The sequence below is a fragment of the Streptomyces sp. NBC_00878 genome (genome assembly GCF_026341515.1).
Lineage (GTDB): Bacteria > Actinomycetota > Actinomycetes > Streptomycetales > Streptomycetaceae > Streptomyces.
In genome coordinates this window covers 921767-938142 of record NZ_JAPEOK010000001.1, presented here as the reverse complement: position 1 = coordinate 938142, position 16376 = coordinate 921767, and the positions used below count along the sequence as shown (strand labels likewise).

The window sequence follows — 16376 nt, the reverse complement described above, 5'->3', positions numbered from 1 at the left end:
CGCGATCCGGCCGCTAGATGAATGAGTCCAAGGGATGGCCTGCGGACATGAGACGAGGGCGTCCAAGGTCAGTGTGTGAAGACAGACCTGGACACCCTCGCAACGGCACTCTATGCCCGGATCGACGACGAGTTGAAGGCTTCGCCGTGGCTGGCCCCGTACCGGCCCGCCGTCGGGATCGCGCCCACGCTCAGTGACGCCGAACTGGTCACCCTCGCAGTCACGTCGGCGCTGCTCGGTTACACCTCCGAGCGGCGCTGGCTGCGCCGCGTCGGGCGGGACTTCGGCCACCTCTTCCCCTACGTGCCCCAGCAGTCCGGCTACAACAAGCGGCTGCGTGCCGCGTCCTCGCTGCTCACCAGCATGATCCGGATCCTGGCCCGGGACACCTCGCTGTGGAGCGACGATGTGTGGCTGGTCGACTCCACCCCGGTCGGCTGCGGCTGCTCCCGCGAGACGGCGAAACGCTCGGACCTGGCGGGCTGGGCCGAGTACGGTTACTGCGCGTCGCACTCACGGTACTTCTGGGGGCTGCGGCTGCACCTGGTGTGCACACTCGGCGGGCTGCCGGTCCTGTTCGCCCTCACCGGCGCGAAGGCCGACGAGCGCGAGACGCTGCGCGACATGCTCGACACCGCGCCCGATGCCGCAGCCGCCCGCCCCGGCCAGACGATCATCGGGGACAAGAACTACTACGGCCGCGAGTTCGAGCATGATCTTGCCGAGCGTCACCTTCAGTTGCTGCGGCCGGCCCGCAAGGGAGAGGCCGAGCGGGCCGGGTCACACCTGTTCAAGCCCCTGCGGCAGGTCATCGAGTCGGTCAACCAGACCCTCAAGGGACAGCTCGACCTGGAACGACACGGCGGCAAGAGCCCGGCGGGGGTAGCGGCCCGCGTCCTGTGCCGGATCCTCGCGCTCACCGCCGCGATCTGGCACAACGACAAGACCGGACAACCGATCAAGCGATCACTGACCGCCTACGATCACTGACCGCAACGACACCCCTCGGACTCATTCATCTAGCACGACATCACCTGCGCCCGCCACCACGACGTCATCGACTTCCTGGCCGACATACGCGGCGATCTGCCCACCCTGACCGGCAAGGCCCGCCTGTGGGAACCCTGCCGTCTGCGGCTGCTTTCCATCGCCGCCCAGCTCGGCACCATCGGCCGACGGCACATCCTCCGCCTCACGAAGCACTGGCCCTGGACCCACCTGATCAGGGAAGGCCCGGCCCGGCTCGACACCCTCCCGAACCCCTGCTGACCAGTACTCTCCCGTCCCCGTGCGCAGCACCATCTCACCGGAGCCGTGGAACCCGGCGCCCACCCGACGCGACAGCCGGGCCACCGGCATGCCTATCACCAGTCCGACAAGCCGAAACGGCCCACCAGTTGAACTGACGGGCCGTCGCGAAATGCCGAGGCTGGCCGGCATCCTGATCTGTGGAACCCAGGGGCTATCCTTCAATGCCGTCGGACAACTGAGTCAAGTGCGTTCTGCAGGGGTCAACGTGTCGTCCAGATCTCCCGGCGACCGCCCGGATGTCCCTCCCCGCTGCCGCACCCGCAACTCGGTCAATGCCCGAAGCGGAAACACTGGCCGGTGATGTGGCGGCAGCCCTGGTGCCAGAGTCAGACCTGGCATCCTGGTGGCGATGGCCTGTATCGCGACCTCCAGTTCCAGGCGGGCGAATCCGGCTCCGAGGCAGAAGTGGATGCCGTGCCCGAACGCGAGATGCGTGGCAGACCCACTGCCTGGACTGAACCCGGCCGGACATGCGTGGGAGTGGCTGTCCCGCCCGGCCGCTCCGTACAGCAGAAGTAGTCGGCTCCCCTCGGCCAGGTGGACGTCGCCGACCACTACGTCACGGACCGCGGTCCGGTACATGCCCGCCAGCGGGCTGTCGAACCGCAACCCCTCCTCGACAAGGTCCCGTGTGGCGATCGTCCCGTCGACGACCTCGGCCCAGCCGCCGGGTGACCGAAGCTGCTGGTAGAGGATCGTGCCAAGCGCCTCGGCGCAGGTCATGTGTCCCGCGAAGATCAGTGTGGGGACCTGGACGGAAACCTCGTCGGCGGTGAGTGTGCGGCCCGCCTTGCCGTCGTGGAGCAGCTCACTGATCAGGTCGTCCTGCGGTGCGGCCAGCCGCTCCTGCACGAGTGAACGGGAGAACGCTCCGAAGTCCATCAGCCCGCGGGCGTATTCACGCAGCCGGTCAGGATCGGCGTTGCGCTGCGACATCATGAGTTCGATGCGTTGCTCGGACCACGTGCGGCAGCGGTCGATGTACTCGTCCGGGACGCCAAGGCGCCGGCAGATCACCTCAAGGGCGTACGGAACGGCGAACGCCGAAATGAAATCGAACTCCGTCAAGACCGCAACACGCTCGACGAGGTCGGTGGCGATCGCACGGACCGTGGGTTCGAACGCTCTGACCCTGGCCGGCGTGAACCCGGCGTTGAGCACTTCCCTGATCCTGGCGTGCTCGGGAGGGTCGAGTGAGCCGACGGCCACCGCATCAGCGCCGCGCCAGGTGCGGAACATCCGACTCACGTCCTCGGGCAGCTCGACCGCGGGACGAGGGTTGTGGTCACGCGCCGAGAAGCTTCGGTCGTCCCGCAGCACGGCAACCATGTCCTCGCGCCGAGTGACGCACCATGCGTTGAGCAAAGGGGCGTAGAACACCGGCTCCGTCTCTCCGATGTCGGCCAGAAATGAATACGGGTCGTCGCGATGTGCCCCATACGGGTCGAACGGCCTGCCTTCATGTAATTGCCCAGAATCAACTGACATAGCCATTCCGCCTCTCAAGCCTTCAGTGAACCATTCCCGGTAATGACCAGCGACGTTGTGTGATGTCGGGGGGAAGGTCCAGTGCCTCCGCGTCGGCAGCCGTCTCGACGATGACCGTCTGGTCGGGAGCGTGCCCGAAGGTGCCCTCGACCTCCTCGTGGTCCGCGTGCCCGACCAGCGGCGACGTCCGCCCGTCGCGGGCGAACCGGCGGGCCTCCTGGTGGACCTTGGCCACCAGGGGGCAGGTCGCGTCGAGCACGTCCAGCCCGCGTGCGCGCGCGTTCTGCCGCACTTGCGGAGAGACGCCGTGCGCGGAGACGACACACACCGCGCCCTCCGGCACCTCCTGCTCGGAGTCGACGAACCGGACACCCCGGCGGTCGATGATGGCTATCGCTCGGCGTACACCGGCACACAAACTCCGTGGCTCGGCCAGCAGGACCTGCTTACCGCCACTCATTCCCACTCCGTTCCGTGCCATGACGTCCACGTCGGAACGCCTGGCTTGCGATGCCGAACAGGGCATCCACGCCGGTCGGTAGAAACCGAGTCCTTCTCGGGAAGTCTTGTCTGCCGTTGGGTGCCGGCTTAATAGCCGGACTCGAATACGGCCTTGGTGCTGCCCAGCGGCTACCAATCTGCAGGGTAGTCTAATCCAGGCCTTACGCCGTGTTCTTTGGGGTTTTTCCTAAAGTCGAAGATGCTCACGCTGTGTCGTTGACACGGCCAGGAGAGGTCGTTCAGGATGGCGGTCGGAACGGTCACGCAAATTCCGGGTCATCACTCCAGGTTCAGATTGCGCGTAGACGCCAAAGCTGTCTACGTATTGACCTGTAGCGATCTCGGGTGATCATGAGATTTGCGCAAGCCTTCGCCTTCGACAGTTCGCCGAGGTTTCACAGCACGGCGAGGTGGGGCAAGGGCTGAGAAGATATTTACGCAAACATATCCAGCACAGTGATTTTCAGTGGTGCAATTCGCGAACCCCATGCGCGTAGGTTCTGACCAGGAATTGGGAAGGCATGCGACCGGAGGAGAATCTCGATGAGCGCACTCGACACCTCGTCGACCGGGCTCCAAGCCTTCCTGTCGCCGAGGATGGTGCAGTCCACGGTATTGCCCGTTATGCGGCAGCAGACTTCCGCACTGGAGCCGACCCTGGCCCGGATCTGCTCTTACCACCTCGGCTTCATCGGCGAACACGGTGACCCCAGCAGTGCAGAGGGCGGCAAGCTGACCCGCGCCGCCCTCATGATGGCGGCGGCCGATGGAGTCGGCCTGCGGCCGGAGGACGTGCGGTGCCAGGCGGCAGCACTGGAGTTGCTGCACAACTCGACCCTGATCCACGACGACATCATCGACGCGGACGAGGTGCGTCGCGGCCGCCCAGCCGCGTGGAAGGTGTTCGGCGCCAGTCTGGCCATCCTGGCCGGGGACGCGTTGCAGGCTCTTGGGCTGCGGATCGTCGTCGACGACCCCGGCCCCGGCCGTGCGGAAATATCCAGCGTGTTCGCCGAAGCCATCGGTCTGGTTCTTGCGGGCCAGGCTCGCGAGCTCACCGTCCGGCTGGGTTCGGGCACCGGCATCGCGGAGTACGACCGAATCGTGGAGGAGAAGACGTCCGCGCTGCTGGAGTGCGCACTGGTGACGCCCGCACTGCGGGCGGGCAAACCGGAGCACGTCCTGACTGCCCTGCGCAGCGCGGGCAGGCATCTGGGCCTCGCTTTTCAGATCTTCAACGACGTCGAGGACATCTGGGGCGACCCCATGGTGACCGGCAAGCCCGTCCGGAGCGACATCCTGCGGCGCAACCCGACTTTTCCGGTGCTGGCGGCCTTGTCCGCCGACAGCCCGGCCGGCGAACGACTGCGCCGGCTGTGGCACGCCGACGGCACCACGACAGCGCACCTGCAGGAGATGGTCGACCTCGTCGAGGAATCCGGCGGCCGGCACACGGCCGAGCAGCTGTCCCGCAGCCATCTGGACTCGGCTCTGGAGTACCTCGGACGAGCCGAGCTGGCCCCGGCCGCGTCCACCGAACTGACCGCGTTGTTCGACCGCATCGTCAATCGCACGGTATGACCCGTACTCCCGACAGGGGCGGCATCTGGATGGGAGTACGTGATCATGGCCATCACCCACGACAACCCGGCCCCGCCCGTCATCCGCGGCGAGTTCGAGCGCTGGGAGCAGGCGCACTACGTGACCAGGACCCAGGACCCGATCAACCCGTCGCTGGGCGACTTTCCGCCCGCCGCATGGGGGCCGGCCGGCAGGTCTGCCTTCCTCGTTCCTCGACGGACACCGGGGCGACGAGCTCCAGTACGTCGTGATCGTCTTCGACAAGGTGGTCTGAACCTCGATTCCGGCGGAGGCCGTCAGTGAGTACCCCAGCTCAATTGCCCTTGGAGCAGACGAATGTGCTGCAACTCGCGCCAGGGCTGCGCACGCTCCAGTCCCAGGGCGCGGTCCATCGGGTTCGTACCGCCGAGGGCGACGAGGCGTGGCTGGTCACCGGTCATGCCTGGGTGAGGCAGTTGCTCGACGATGACCGGCTCGGCCGCTCCCATCCCGATCCGGAGGCCGCGGCGAAGGACAGCGGGTCGGCACTTCTCGCCGGCCTGCTGGGCGACTTCGCCACCGACCACGCTCGGTTGCGTGCGCTGCTGGAACCGCACTTCTCACCCGAGCGGTTGCTGGCGCTGCGGCCATACGTCGAAAAACTGACCGGGCAACTCCTGGACCAACTGGCCGGGCAGAAGCCACCGGTGGACCTGCGCCAGGCGTTGGCGCTGTCGCTGCCGATTCAGGTGATGTGCGAGTGGTTGGGCGTGCCCCAGGAGGACAAGGACCGGTTCGGCAGCTGGACCCAGGACGCCGCCAACGTCGGGGACCCGGTCAGGTCCAAGCAGGGGCTGGGCGAGTTGTTCGGCTATTGCAGGCAACTTGTCGCCGACAAACGGCAAAATCCGGGCGATGACGTGATCTCCAGGATCTGCGCGACCGAGGGGATCAACGACAACGAGGTCCTCGGGCTGACGGCGTTGTTGCTGTTCGGTGGCTATGAGACCACGGTGGCCCGGATCGGCACCTGTGTGCTGCTCTTGTTGGCCAACCCCGAGCAGTGGCAGGCGTTGCTGCACGACCCGAGTCTCATCCCCGGCGCGGTTGAGGAAACCCTGCGGATGTCGATGCCGAACCCGCACAACGGCGGCATGCCCCGTTATGCGCTGACGGACTTCGAGATCGACGGGGTCACCATCCGGACCGGCGACTTCGTGCTGCTGAACATCATCGCGGCCAACCACGACGAGACGGCCTTCACCGACCCCGGCCGGGTCGATGTCACTCGCGACACCACGGACAGCCTCATGTTCGGGCACGGTGCCCACTACTGCGTCGGCGCGACGCTGGCCCGGATGCAGCTGCAGGTGGTGCTCGCCCAGCTCGTCGCACGATTCCCGACCATGCGGCTGGCTGTCGGTGTAGAGGAGCTGAGGCTGCGCCACAACACGCTGATCGGCGGGTTGATCCAACTTCCGGTGACATGGTGATTGGATCCTGATGCTGCACAAGATATCTACCGGCGTAGTAACGAAGAGCCCGAATTCAGTCCGCGCATATCTCCTGTTGATGCGACTGGACAGGCCTACGGGGTACGTGCTCTACCTGCTTCCAGGGCTGTGGGCCGTCGTCCTCGCCTCCGGGCAACGACCAGACCTGCTGACGGTGGTGGTGGTCGCTGTCGCCGCGGTGCTGGTGCGCGGCGCGGCCTGCGCGGTCAACGACGTGGTCGACAAGGACGTCGACGCCCGAGTCGCCCGCACCGTGTCGCGTCCTGTCGCGTCGGGGACGATCAGCGTCGGGAACGCACTCCTGTTCGCCGCCGCACAGGCCGTGGTCGCACTGCTGGTCCTGGCGGTGGCGAACGTGGAGACAGCCCTCGTCGCCGCGGCCTCGTACCCGCTGATCGTCGCCTACCCCTACATGAAGCGCATCTTCTTCTGGCCCTCGGCGTTCCTGGCGCTGGTGATGAGCGTCTACGTGCTGATCGGCTGGACGGCGGTGACCGGGAGCGCCGACTACCCGCTCACGGTGTACGGCCTGTACGCCTGCGGGGCCTTCTGGACGCTGATTCACGACGCGATCTACTCCCATCAGGACAAGGAGTACGACCGGAACATCGGTGTCAAGTCTTCCGCTCTGCTGTTCGGCAAGGCCACAAAGGCGTGGCTGGCGAGTTTCCTCGTGCTCAGCGTCGGCGGCGTGCTGTGGGCCGGTTCCCGGACGCCGATCGGGTGGGCGTTCTACCTGATCGTCGTGCTCGCGGGAATCTTTCTGTCCTATCTGGTCGTACGCGTGGACCTGGATGATCCGAAATCGTGCTGGGACACCTTTGTCGCCAACACCTACTTCGGCTGGATCATTCTCGCGGCCGTGGTCGCCGGGCAGTTCACATGAACGATGAGCCACGTGTGACAGATTCGATGTGGCAGGGGAATGGCGTCGACCTGGACGCCTACCTGACCCGCGTGGGTTACCAGGGCGACGTGGCTGTGGACCTCTCCACGCTGCGGGGCCTGCACACCGCCCACGTCGACGCGATCGCCTTCGACAACCTCGACGCGCTGCTCGGGCGCACGGCGGTGCCGCTGGACCTGGACAGCGTCCAGGAGAAAATCGTGCGGCAGGGCCGCGGCGGCTGGTGTCTGGAACAGGTCGTGCTGATGGCGGCCGTGCTGGACCGCATCGGGTTCACGTTCACGGCGTTCGCCGGCAGGACGCGGATCCGCACCGGGAGCAAGTTCGGGCCGGCCCTGCACGTGGCCCTGTGCGTGGAGCTCGACGGCGAACGCTGGCTCCACGACGTGAGTTTCGGCGCCTACGGGCCGCACGAGCCGATCCAGCTCGCGGAGAACGCGCGGCTGGACGGCGACTGGTCGTTCGATCTCGTGCGAGAGCCGACCGGTGAACACGTGCTGCGGTTCCTGCGGCCGGAGGGACCGCTGGAGCTCTACGGCTTCACCACGGACGTGCGCTATCCGTCGGACTTCGAGCTCCTCAACCACTTCTGCCTCACGCATCCGCGCTCGCCGTTCAACCAACGGATGGTCCTCCAGCGCACACAGCCCGAAGTGAGGCACCTCCTCGCCGGCAGCACTCTCACGGAAATACGTCCCGCAGAGCCGGCGACCTTCCGGGAACTCGATGTGGACGAGCTGCTTTCCGCTCCCGAGGAGATCTTCGGGATCACCTTGGAACCGGGCGACGTCCAGACGCTCTGGAAAATCTTGGACGGTCCATGATGCGTACCTTGCTGCTGGACAACTACGACTCGTACACCTTCAACCTGTACCAGTTGATCGCCGACATCAACGGCCAGGAGCCGGTCGTCATGGTCAACGACGATCCGAAGTTGTCCAGCCTGCGGCTGGAGGACTTCGACAACATCGTGGTCTCACCCGGCCCTGGACGGCCGCAGAACCCCCGCGACGTCGGCCTCCTCGGCGACCTGCTGCGCCGCACCACGCTGCCCGTGCTGGGCGTCTGCTTCGGCCATCAGATGATCGGGCACCTGGCCGGAGCGTCGGTGGTCGCCGCGCCCGAACCGAAACACGGGCACCTCGCCAAGGTCTCCCACGAGGGAGATCCGCTGTTCGCCGGAATTCCGCGTGAATTCGTCGCGGTTCGCTACCACTCGCTGTGCGTGCAGGAGCCCCTGCCCGAGGAACTCGTCGCCACCGCGTGGGCGGACGACGGTGTGCTCATGGCGCTGCGTCACCGCGATCTGCCGCAGTGGGGCGTGCAGTTCCACCCCGAGTCGATCGCTTCCCAGTACGGGCGCGAGATCCTGCAGAACTTCGCCGAACTGACCCGCCGGACGCAGCACGGACAACGGCCGCCCGTCACCGACAGCGACACCGTCACCGCACTGTCCGACGACACACCCGGCGCGGTCGAGGGACTGGGAATCATCAGTACGGTCGTGTCGACCGCTGCCGATTCCGAGGCCATTTTTCTCAAGCTCTTCGACAACATCCCGTACTGCTTCTGGCTGGACAGCAGCCGGGTGGAGGAAGGCCTGTCCCGGTTCTCGTTCCTCGGCGACACGTCAGGTCCGCTCAGCGAGGTCCTGACCTACCGCACCGGCAGCGGGACAGTGGAAGCGCGCGATGCGAACGGCGTCCACCTCGTCACCGGCAGCGTGTTCGACGTCCTCCAACAGCGGCTGCGCGAACGGCGCATCCCCGACTCGGACCTGCCCTTCGACCTGACCGGCGGCTACGTCGGCTACTTCGGCTACGAACTCAAGGCCGAATGCGGGGCCACGGCCCGCCACACCGCCGAAACGCCGGACGCCATCTGGATGTTCGCCGATCGCGTCATCGCGGTCGACCACCAGGAGGGACTGACCTACCTGGTGGCCGTCCACGACGAGAAGACCCGGCGCGACGCGCAGGAGTGGGTGGAACGGACGTCCGCGCTCCTGAGGGGTCTGAACCCGGCCGACGCCGAGCCGGCGGGCGACCCTGCCGCCGGCCCGCCCCCGAATGCCGAGGAGTACCTCGGCCGCGGCCGGAGCCAGTACCTGGCGGACATCACGGAGTCCCGACGGCAGCTGAACCGGGGCGAGAGCTACGAGATCTGCCTGACCAACATGTTGCACTTGCCGTTCCATGACGACGACACGTCCTTCTACCGGAGGCTGCGCCGGGCGAACCCGGCCCCGTACGCCGCGCTCTTACGCCTCGGCGACGTCACGGTCTTCAGCTCCTCGCCGGAGCGGTTCCTGCGCATCGAGAGAGACCGCACGGTCACCAGCAAGCCGATCAAGGGCACAGCCCCTCGCGACGCCGACCCGGTGCGCGACGCCGAACTGGCTGCCACCCTCGCCTCGAGCGCCAAGACCCAGGCCGAGAACCTGATGATCGTCGACCTGTTGCGCAACGACCTGGGCCGGGTGTGTGAGGTGGGCAGCATCGAGGTCGACCCGTACCTGGCCGTCGAGAGCTACGAGACCGTGCACCAACTGGTCTCCACTGTTCGTGGACGGCTCAATGACGGGGTCAGCGCGGTGGACTGCGCCCGGCAGTGCTTCCCGGGCGGGTCGATGACCGGGGCGCCGAAGCTGCGCACCATGGAGATCATCGATCGCTTGGAGACGGAGGCCCGGGGTGTCTACTCCGGCGCCCTCGGCTACTTCGGCCTCTCCGGCGGCACGGACCTGAACATCGTGATCCGCACCGCGGTCCGCGTCGGTGACAGGTTGACCATCGGAGCCGGCGGGGCGATCGTGCTCGACTCCGACCCGCAGGAAGAGTACGAGGAGATGCTGCTCAAGGCGGCAGCGTCGCTCCGCGCCTGGCGTGCGCCGGCGGTGTCGGACGTGGGCGGCTCCCCACGATGAACACGGCGACGAGCACAGCGACCGCCCCGGGCGTCCGCCGGTGGTGGGACGCCGATGGCGGATGGTCGACGGCCGACGCCGCCGGGACGGTGCTGGTCATCGACTCCTGGCTCGTGGACGAGGGACGGGTGCGGGGACTCGACCGGCACGCCGAACGCTTCGGTTCGGCCTGCCACCGGTTCTCCGAACCGGGAGCGGAACAGACGAACCGGTTCCTGCGGGCGGTCGCCGAGTCGTTGCCCCCGCGAGGCCGATGGTTTCCTCGCGTCGAACTCGTGGAGACCGGGTCGGGAACGCGGCTGCGGATGTGGCTGCGCCCCGCGCCACCGCGCACCGCGACCGTCCGGTTGTGGACTGCCGCGGGATCCGACCGTCGTCGACTGCCGGCCGTCAAGGGCGCCGACCTGGACCACCTGGCTTCCCTGCGCGCTGCCGCAGCTACGGCGGGAGCCGACGAGGCGCTGCTGGTCTCGACGGAAGGGCACGTGGTCGAAGGGGCGTCCACGAGCATCGTCTGGTGGCGGGGCGACACGCTGTGCGGGCCACCACCCGGCCCCGGCCTGCTCCCCGGGATCACCCGCGCCCTGCTCGGCGAGCTCGCCGGTACGGCAGGGCACCAGGTCGTCACCGAGCAGGCCACCGCGCCGGATCTCGCCGACGTGCCCGTCTGGACGCTGAACGCCCTGCACGGCATCCGGCCGGTCACCGAGGGGCTGGGCCGGTTCCAGGACACGGACGCCGCAGTGGCCGAGCGCTGGCAGTCGCGCCTGGCCGCGCTCGCCGTTCCGGCCGGCGCCTCCCTGATTCCTGCGGTGAACCCATGAAGGAGGTTTCCCGATGACCGCGGCACGTGAAGTGCCCGAGTACGAGCGTGACTTGCTGGTGCAGTTGACGCTCCGCTGGGGGAAGCGAGTGGCCGTCAAGAAGGACGAGCTCGACCTCGACGGTCACTTCGACGCGGCGCTGCCGGACTTCCCCGAACACCTCGTCCCGGTGCTGGGCCTGCCGGGTGCCGACCGGCTCGACCGGGACGCTCGCGAGCGCATCCTGTCCGCGGCGTGGATCGCCTACAACGCCAAGACCGCGGCCATCGAGGACGAGATCATCCTGCCGGCCTGCCGGTTGATGCTCCAGGAACGGATCCCCGTCCGCCGCGACGACGTCGCCGTCGACGCGCTGCACCAGACGATCATCGATGAGCACTATCACATCCTGATGTGCCGCAACGCCGTCGGCGTCACCCGCAGGCGGCGCGGCCTGGAGGACGTGCGGTTCACGCCGGGTGTCTGGTCGGTCGTCCAGGGACGGGACGCGGTCCGCGTCGGGCTGTCCGGGTTCGACCGCGACATCGTCGACATCGCGTTCTCCCTGGCCGCCGAGACGACGATCAGCGGGTTCCTCTCCGCACTCGCCACCGCCCAGGAGATCCAGCCGATGAACCGGATCACCACCGATCTGCACCGGCGGGACGAGAGCGGACACGCGGTGGTGTTCCGCGAGTTGTGCGGCTCGCTCTACCGGAACCTGGACGGCGCACAGCAGCGGACGTTCCGCGAAGCACTCGTCACCGGGCTGACCGCGTTCCGCTCCGCGGACCTGGACCCCTGGGTGACCGTGGCGGCCCAGGGCGGCTTCGAGATCGACACCGGTCAGCTGAGCGAGTGGGCCGCGTCCCGTCCCGTGCCCGCGCGGGACACCGGACCGTTGCAGCTGCTGCTCGACGACCTGGGCATCAGCCACGACCTCGTCGAGATGGTCCAGCGCTGACGGCCCCGCACCGCCCAGCCATGAGAAGCGGACGGAGATCACGTTGACCCTCACCGGCGAAGCCGCCGCGCACTGGCGGACACTCGTCGCCCATCAGCGGCCGGAGTGGCCGAGCCCGGCTGAGCTCGGCGACGTGGCGGATCACCTGGCGGCCTCGCTCCCGTTGGTCACGCCACAGGAGTGCGACACGCTCACCGCACGACTCGCCCAGGCGGCAGAGGGCAAGGCGTTCCTGTTGCAGGGTGGCGACTGCGCCGAACGTCTCGACCGCCTCTCGACACAGGTGATTCACGGCAAACTGCGCCTCCTGCAGCGGATGGCCGCGATCCTGACGTTCGCGTCGGCGGTGCCGGTGGTCAAGGTGGGCCGGATGGCCGGGCAGTACGCGAAGCCCCGATCCCGGCCGACCGAGACCGTCGACGGGCGCACGCTCCCGGTCTACCGGGGCGACGCGGTGAACGGCATCGGCTTCAGCCACGCCGAACGACGGCCGGACCCGGCCCGGCTACTTCGGATGTACGACGCTTCGCGATCCACCCTGGACGTCATGCGCGAATGCGCCCGTGGCGGCATCGACCCACGCCAACTGCACAAGGAGAACCAGGACTTCGTCTCACGCTCGCCTGCCGGTGAACGCTACGACGAACTCGCCGGTCGAATCGGCCAGGCACTGTCCGGCAAGGACGCGTGCGGCGGCGACGATCCGTTGCGCACCACGGAGTTGTTCGCCAGCCACGAGGGACTGCTGCTCGACTACGAGGCCGCGCTGACCCGCTACCACCCGCGTTCCGGCCGAAGGTATGCGGGCAGCGGCCACATGCTGTGGATCGGCGACCGCACCAGACAGCTCGACGGCGCCCACGTCGCCTACTTCGCGACCATCGACAACCCGATCGCGGTGAAGCTGGGCCCTGCCGCCACGCCCGAGCAGGCGCTGGCCCTGATCGACCGCCTCGACCCCGACCGGCGGCCGGGCCGGCTGACGTTCATCGTGCGCATGGGGGCGCACCGTGTGCGGTACCTGCTGCCGGAGATCGTGGAGAAGGTCACGGCTTCCGGCGCGCCGGTGGTGTGGGTGTGCGATCCGATGCACGGCAACACCTTCGAGGCTCCCAGCGGGCACAAGACCAGGCGGTTCGACGACATCCTCGCCGAGGTCGCCGGCTTCTTCGAGGTGCACGAGACGCTCGGCACCCACGTCGGCGGACTGCACCTGGAGCTGACCGGCGAGGACGTGACCGAGTGCGTCGGCGGCGGCGCCGAACTGGGTTTCGACGACCTGCACCGCAGGTACGAGTCGGCGTGCGACCCGCGCCTCAACGGAGACCAGGCGCTTGACCTGGCCTTCCTGGTCGCAGAGATGTTCAACCCAGGAACAACCGGCGTCGTGGCGCCGGACGCAGCGGTGAATGCCGAGGCGGTGAATCCCGAGGCCTGGGGCGCTGGTCACAGCAATTCTCCCGCCTCGTTCGGCGCGTGAAACCACGTGTTCGAGGCTTGGTCTGAGGTTTTGGACCAGCGACCAGGCGCCAGGACAGGGACCAGTTGTCGCCGGCCGAGGCCATGGCGACCGGGTCGAGACCCGTGGGCAGGGGTACGAGCATGGCGTCGGCGTAGGGCACGCGGACCAGGCCGGAGAAGAGACCGCGCCAACTGCCGCCGATCGGCGCGCCGTACATGGCCATGTGGGGTACGGCCGTGCAGTGGGCGGTCAGTCCGGCATGGCAGGTGTCGCAGGATCCGCAGCTGATGGATCAGGGGACACCGAACCCACGGTCGCCGCCTGTCCCGGGGAGGCCTCGCGCCGGCTGTGGGAGCAACACACCTTCGGCGCACTGCCTTTGGTGGCCTCCCAGCGGCTTCCGGCTACGGGCCCGTGCCCGGAGCCGGTTCGCGGTGCCTGTGGTCGGGCGCGCGCTACGGCTGCCGGGGCAGTGCGGATGCCGAGTCCCGGACGCGGTCCAGTACGGCGTCCAGGGCGGCGAGATCCCGTGCGCTGAACCCGTCGAAGGCCTTCCGCAGGTTGCGGGCGTGCACGGTGGCCGCTCGCTCGAGTGCGTCGTGCCCGGCGGCGGTGATGCCCGCGTAGGAGACGCGGCGGTCGGTGGGGCACGGGCGTCGCTCGACGTATCCGGCTGTCTGCATGCGGTCCACCAGTCGGGTCACGCCGCCGGAGGTGAGCGCGATCTGGTCGGCCAGGGAGCTCATCGTCAGTTGCTCTCGCTCTGATCGGGCCAGCCGGATGAGGACCTCGAACCAGGCGTGCGGCAGTCCGGTCTCGGACTCCATGGCGGATCCGAGCCACTGCTCCAGCCGGTTGTACGCCTCGGCCAGGCGGCCGAACGTGCTGATCAGGGGGTCGTTGAGGGGGGTCGCGGAAGGCATGTCGACCATCCTACCCGCGAAAAGCCTGAGTAGTCAGATGTTGCGCAGTCAAGCATCAATGGTTACTGTGTCAATATCTGACGAGTCAAGGAATTGGAGGCTGTCATGCATGTCGCGATCATCGGAGCGGGCAACGTGGGCTCCGCCCTCAGCAGGGCCGCGACTGCCGCCGGGCACACCGTGTCCGTATCGGCTACCAGCCAGGAGAAGGCCGCCGCGGTCGCGGCAGAAACGGGCGCGCGCCCCGCGGCGGACAACGTGGACGCCGTGACCGACGCCGACCTCGTGGTGCTGGCCGTGCCCGGCAGTGCGGTGACCGCCGTCGCGGACGAACTGGCGCAGGCCGTACGCGGCAAGGTCGTTGTCGACGCCACCAACCCCCTCAACGCGACCTTCACCGACCTCGACATAGCGGAGACCGCCGCCGCGCAGACTCTGCAGCGCCACCTGCCGGACGCGTCCGTGGTGAAGGCCTTCAACACCGTCTTCGCCGGACGCCTCGGAAACCCCGTCGAGCAGGGCGTCCCGCTCCATCTCTTCCACGCCGGTGACGACGCGGATGCGAAGAAGACCGTCTCCGAGTTCGCCGCCTCGCTCGGCTTCGAGCCGATCGACGCGGGCGGGCTGCGCATGGCCCGCGCGCTGGAGGAGATGGCCTTCCTGAACATCTCGCTGAACGCGAGCCAGGGCTGGTCCTGGCAGTCCGGGTGGGCGCTGCTCGGCCCGACGGGCTGAGGAGAGCCGATCATGACTACTCCTCCGCGTACGCGTACGCCCACTCCAACTGCTGCTGACGCCGAGAGACCGGGCTCCTCGTTCGGGCCGCCGACCGTGGTGACCCGGGGCGATGCGGTGGCACCGCTCGTGGTCCTGCTGCACGGCCGCGGCTCGCGCGAGACCGAGATCATCGCGCTCGCCGAAGCGTTGCCTCCCGAGCTGTCGTACGCCGCGGTGCGCGCACCCCTGGCCGAGGGCCCCGGGTTCGCGTGGTTCGCCAACCGTGGCATCGGCCGCCCGGTCCCGGAATCACTGCGCGCCACCATGAACTGGTTCAACGCCTGGCTCGACGAGATCGCCCCGCCCGGCCGACCGGTTCTGCTCGTCGGCTTCAGCGGCGGCGCCGCTTTCGCGGGCGGGCTGGTACTGGACAACCCGGCACGCTTCGCCGGAGCGGCGATCCTCTACGGCACGCTGCCCTTCGACGCGGGTGTGCCCACCGAGCCCGCCCGACTGGCCGGCGTACCGGTGTTCGTCGCCCAGGGCGAGCACGACCACGTCATCCCGCGCGAACTGCTCGACCGCACCTGGCACTACCTGACCGGCGAATCCGGGGCGCCGACGATCGCCCGACGGGACCCCGTGGGGCACGGCATCGCCACCGCCGCGCTGGCGGGTCTCGGCGGCTGGCTCGCGGAGCGCGCCGACCACGTGGCCCGCCATGGACTTCCCGGCAGGCAACCGGCGCGATGGCCGATCCTGCCCGGCGGCCCTACCGACGGCCTTCCCCGCGGTCTCTCCGACGGCTTTCCCGGCCGCCTTCCCGATCGCGACGGACCGCGCCCGCACGTCAGCGTGACGATCCCCCAGCAGCAGACCAGCGACAACTCCCCGCCGAAAATGCAGGAGCAACTGTTCGCCCGGCTGAGCGCGCTCGCCGACGTCGACACCGGCCAGTCGGCGATCTCCGTGCCGGGCGCGCGAGGATTCATGCTCACCGGGACGCACACCACCGGGCCCGAGCAGGCCTTCCTGGTGCCACGGGCCAGGGAGTTCGCCCATCTGCACCCCGGACACGACGGATCGCTCCACATCGCGCTGCCGGTCGGCCTGGCCGCCGACGCGATCCGGCACGGCTGGGCCGTGGCCCATCCCCTCGCCGGGATCAGGCTCACTCCGGGCATGGTGCTGGTCTACGGACCTCGTGACGAGCGTGAGCTCGACATCGTCACCGCGATCGTGAGCACCAGCCACGCCTGGGCCGCGGGCCGGTTCACCCCGGCCGCCGCGTAGCCCACCA

At 68.3% G+C, this 16376-nt stretch carries 16 protein-coding genes and 1 pseudogene; 12 read left to right on the top strand and 5 right to left on the bottom strand.

What is annotated here, in order from left to right:
* The first annotated feature begins 75 nt into the window (after positions 1-75).
* Positions 76-990, top strand: a complete 915-nt coding sequence (locus OHA11_RS03765) for an IS982 family transposase (RefSeq protein WP_266491913.1) — start codon at positions 76-78, stop codon at positions 988-990.
* A gap of 21 nt (positions 991-1011) precedes the next feature.
* On the opposite strand, the gene OHA11_RS03760 is transcribed toward OHA11_RS03765, so the two are convergent.
* The 3 genes from OHA11_RS03760 to OHA11_RS03750 form a co-directional block, all read right to left on the bottom strand.
* Positions 1012-1440 carry a hypothetical protein gene (locus OHA11_RS03760; RefSeq protein WP_266491911.1) on the bottom strand — a complete coding sequence of 143 codons (429 nt, stop codon included), beginning with the start codon at positions 1438-1440 and terminating at the stop codon, positions 1012-1014.
* A 51-nt stretch (positions 1441-1491) separates the two neighbouring features.
* On the bottom strand, positions 1492-2640 hold the full coding sequence (locus OHA11_RS03755; RefSeq protein WP_266491908.1) for a cytochrome P450: 1149 nt from the start codon (positions 2638-2640) through the stop codon (positions 1492-1494).
* Between the two features lie 181 nt (positions 2641-2821).
* The gene (locus OHA11_RS03750) at positions 2822-3259 is read right to left on the bottom strand and encodes a hypothetical protein (RefSeq protein WP_266491906.1); all 438 of its coding nucleotides are present in this window, start codon (positions 3257-3259) and stop codon (positions 2822-2824) included.
* 584 nt (positions 3260-3843) lie between these two features.
* Here OHA11_RS03750 and OHA11_RS03745 point away from each other — a divergent pair.
* The 9 genes from OHA11_RS03745 to OHA11_RS03705 all read left to right on the top strand — a co-directional run bounded on the left by OHA11_RS03745 (position 3844) and on the right by OHA11_RS03705 (position 13454).
* Positions 3844-4881, top strand: a complete 1038-nt coding sequence (locus OHA11_RS03745) for a polyprenyl synthetase family protein (protein WP_266491904.1) — start codon at positions 3844-3846, stop codon at positions 4879-4881.
* A 45-nt stretch (positions 4882-4926) separates the two neighbouring features.
* Complete coding sequence (locus OHA11_RS03740; RefSeq protein ID WP_266491902.1) at positions 4927-5184, top strand: hypothetical protein; 258 nt, start codon at positions 4927-4929, stop codon at positions 5182-5184.
* A complete protein-coding gene (locus tag OHA11_RS03735) occupies positions 5181-6353 on the top strand; it encodes a cytochrome P450 (RefSeq protein WP_266491900.1) in 1173 nt (390 codons plus the stop codon). The genes OHA11_RS03740 and OHA11_RS03735 overlap by 4 nt, the downstream gene beginning before the upstream one ends.
* Positions 6354-6432: 79 nt before the next feature.
* Entirely contained in the window at positions 6433-7260 is an 828-nt protein-coding gene (locus tag OHA11_RS03730) for a 4-hydroxybenzoate octaprenyltransferase (protein ID WP_266491899.1), read from the top strand.
* A 14-nt stretch (positions 7261-7274) separates the two neighbouring features.
* Complete coding sequence (locus OHA11_RS03725; protein WP_266491898.1) at positions 7275-8105, top strand: arylamine N-acetyltransferase; 831 nt, start codon at positions 7275-7277, stop codon at positions 8103-8105.
* The gene (gene pabB / locus OHA11_RS03720) at positions 8105-10207 is read left to right on the top strand and encodes an aminodeoxychorismate synthase component I (RefSeq protein WP_266506920.1); all 2103 of its coding nucleotides are present in this window, start codon (positions 8105-8107) and stop codon (positions 10205-10207) included. Before OHA11_RS03725 ends, pabB begins: the two co-directional genes overlap by 1 nt.
* The gene (locus tag OHA11_RS03715) at positions 10204-11031 is read left to right on the top strand and encodes an aminotransferase class IV (protein ID WP_266491897.1); all 828 of its coding nucleotides are present in this window, start codon (positions 10204-10206) and stop codon (positions 11029-11031) included. Before pabB ends, OHA11_RS03715 begins: the two co-directional genes overlap by 4 nt.
* Positions 11032-11044: 13 nt before the next feature.
* Positions 11045-11974 carry a diiron oxygenase gene (locus OHA11_RS03710; RefSeq protein WP_266491895.1) on the top strand — a complete coding sequence of 310 codons (930 nt, stop codon included), beginning with the start codon at positions 11045-11047 and terminating at the stop codon, positions 11972-11974.
* A gap of 43 nt (positions 11975-12017) precedes the next feature.
* Entirely contained in the window at positions 12018-13454 is a 1437-nt protein-coding gene (locus OHA11_RS03705; RefSeq protein WP_266491894.1) for a class II 3-deoxy-7-phosphoheptulonate synthase, read from the top strand.
* 37 nt (positions 13455-13491) lie between these two features.
* On the opposite strand, the pseudogene OHA11_RS03700 reads toward OHA11_RS03705, so the two are convergent.
* Positions 13492-13737 (bottom strand): annotated as a pseudogene (locus OHA11_RS03700) (alcohol dehydrogenase catalytic domain-containing protein); the annotation flags it as partial.
* 154 nt (positions 13738-13891) lie between these two features.
* Positions 13892-14359 carry a MarR family winged helix-turn-helix transcriptional regulator gene (locus OHA11_RS03695; RefSeq protein WP_266491893.1) on the bottom strand — a complete coding sequence of 156 codons (468 nt, stop codon included), beginning with the start codon at positions 14357-14359 and terminating at the stop codon, positions 13892-13894.
* A gap of 105 nt (positions 14360-14464) precedes the next feature.
* On the opposite strand from OHA11_RS03695, the gene OHA11_RS03690 reads away from it, so the two are divergent.
* Both OHA11_RS03690 and OHA11_RS03685 read left to right on the top strand, forming a co-directional pair.
* A complete protein-coding gene (locus OHA11_RS03690) occupies positions 14465-15094 on the top strand; it encodes an NADPH-dependent F420 reductase (protein WP_266491892.1) in 630 nt (209 codons plus the stop codon).
* Between the two features lie 12 nt (positions 15095-15106).
* Entirely contained in the window at positions 15107-16369 is a 1263-nt protein-coding gene (locus OHA11_RS03685) for a luciferase family protein (protein ID WP_266491891.1), read from the top strand.
* Positions 16370-16376 lie beyond the last annotated feature (7 nt).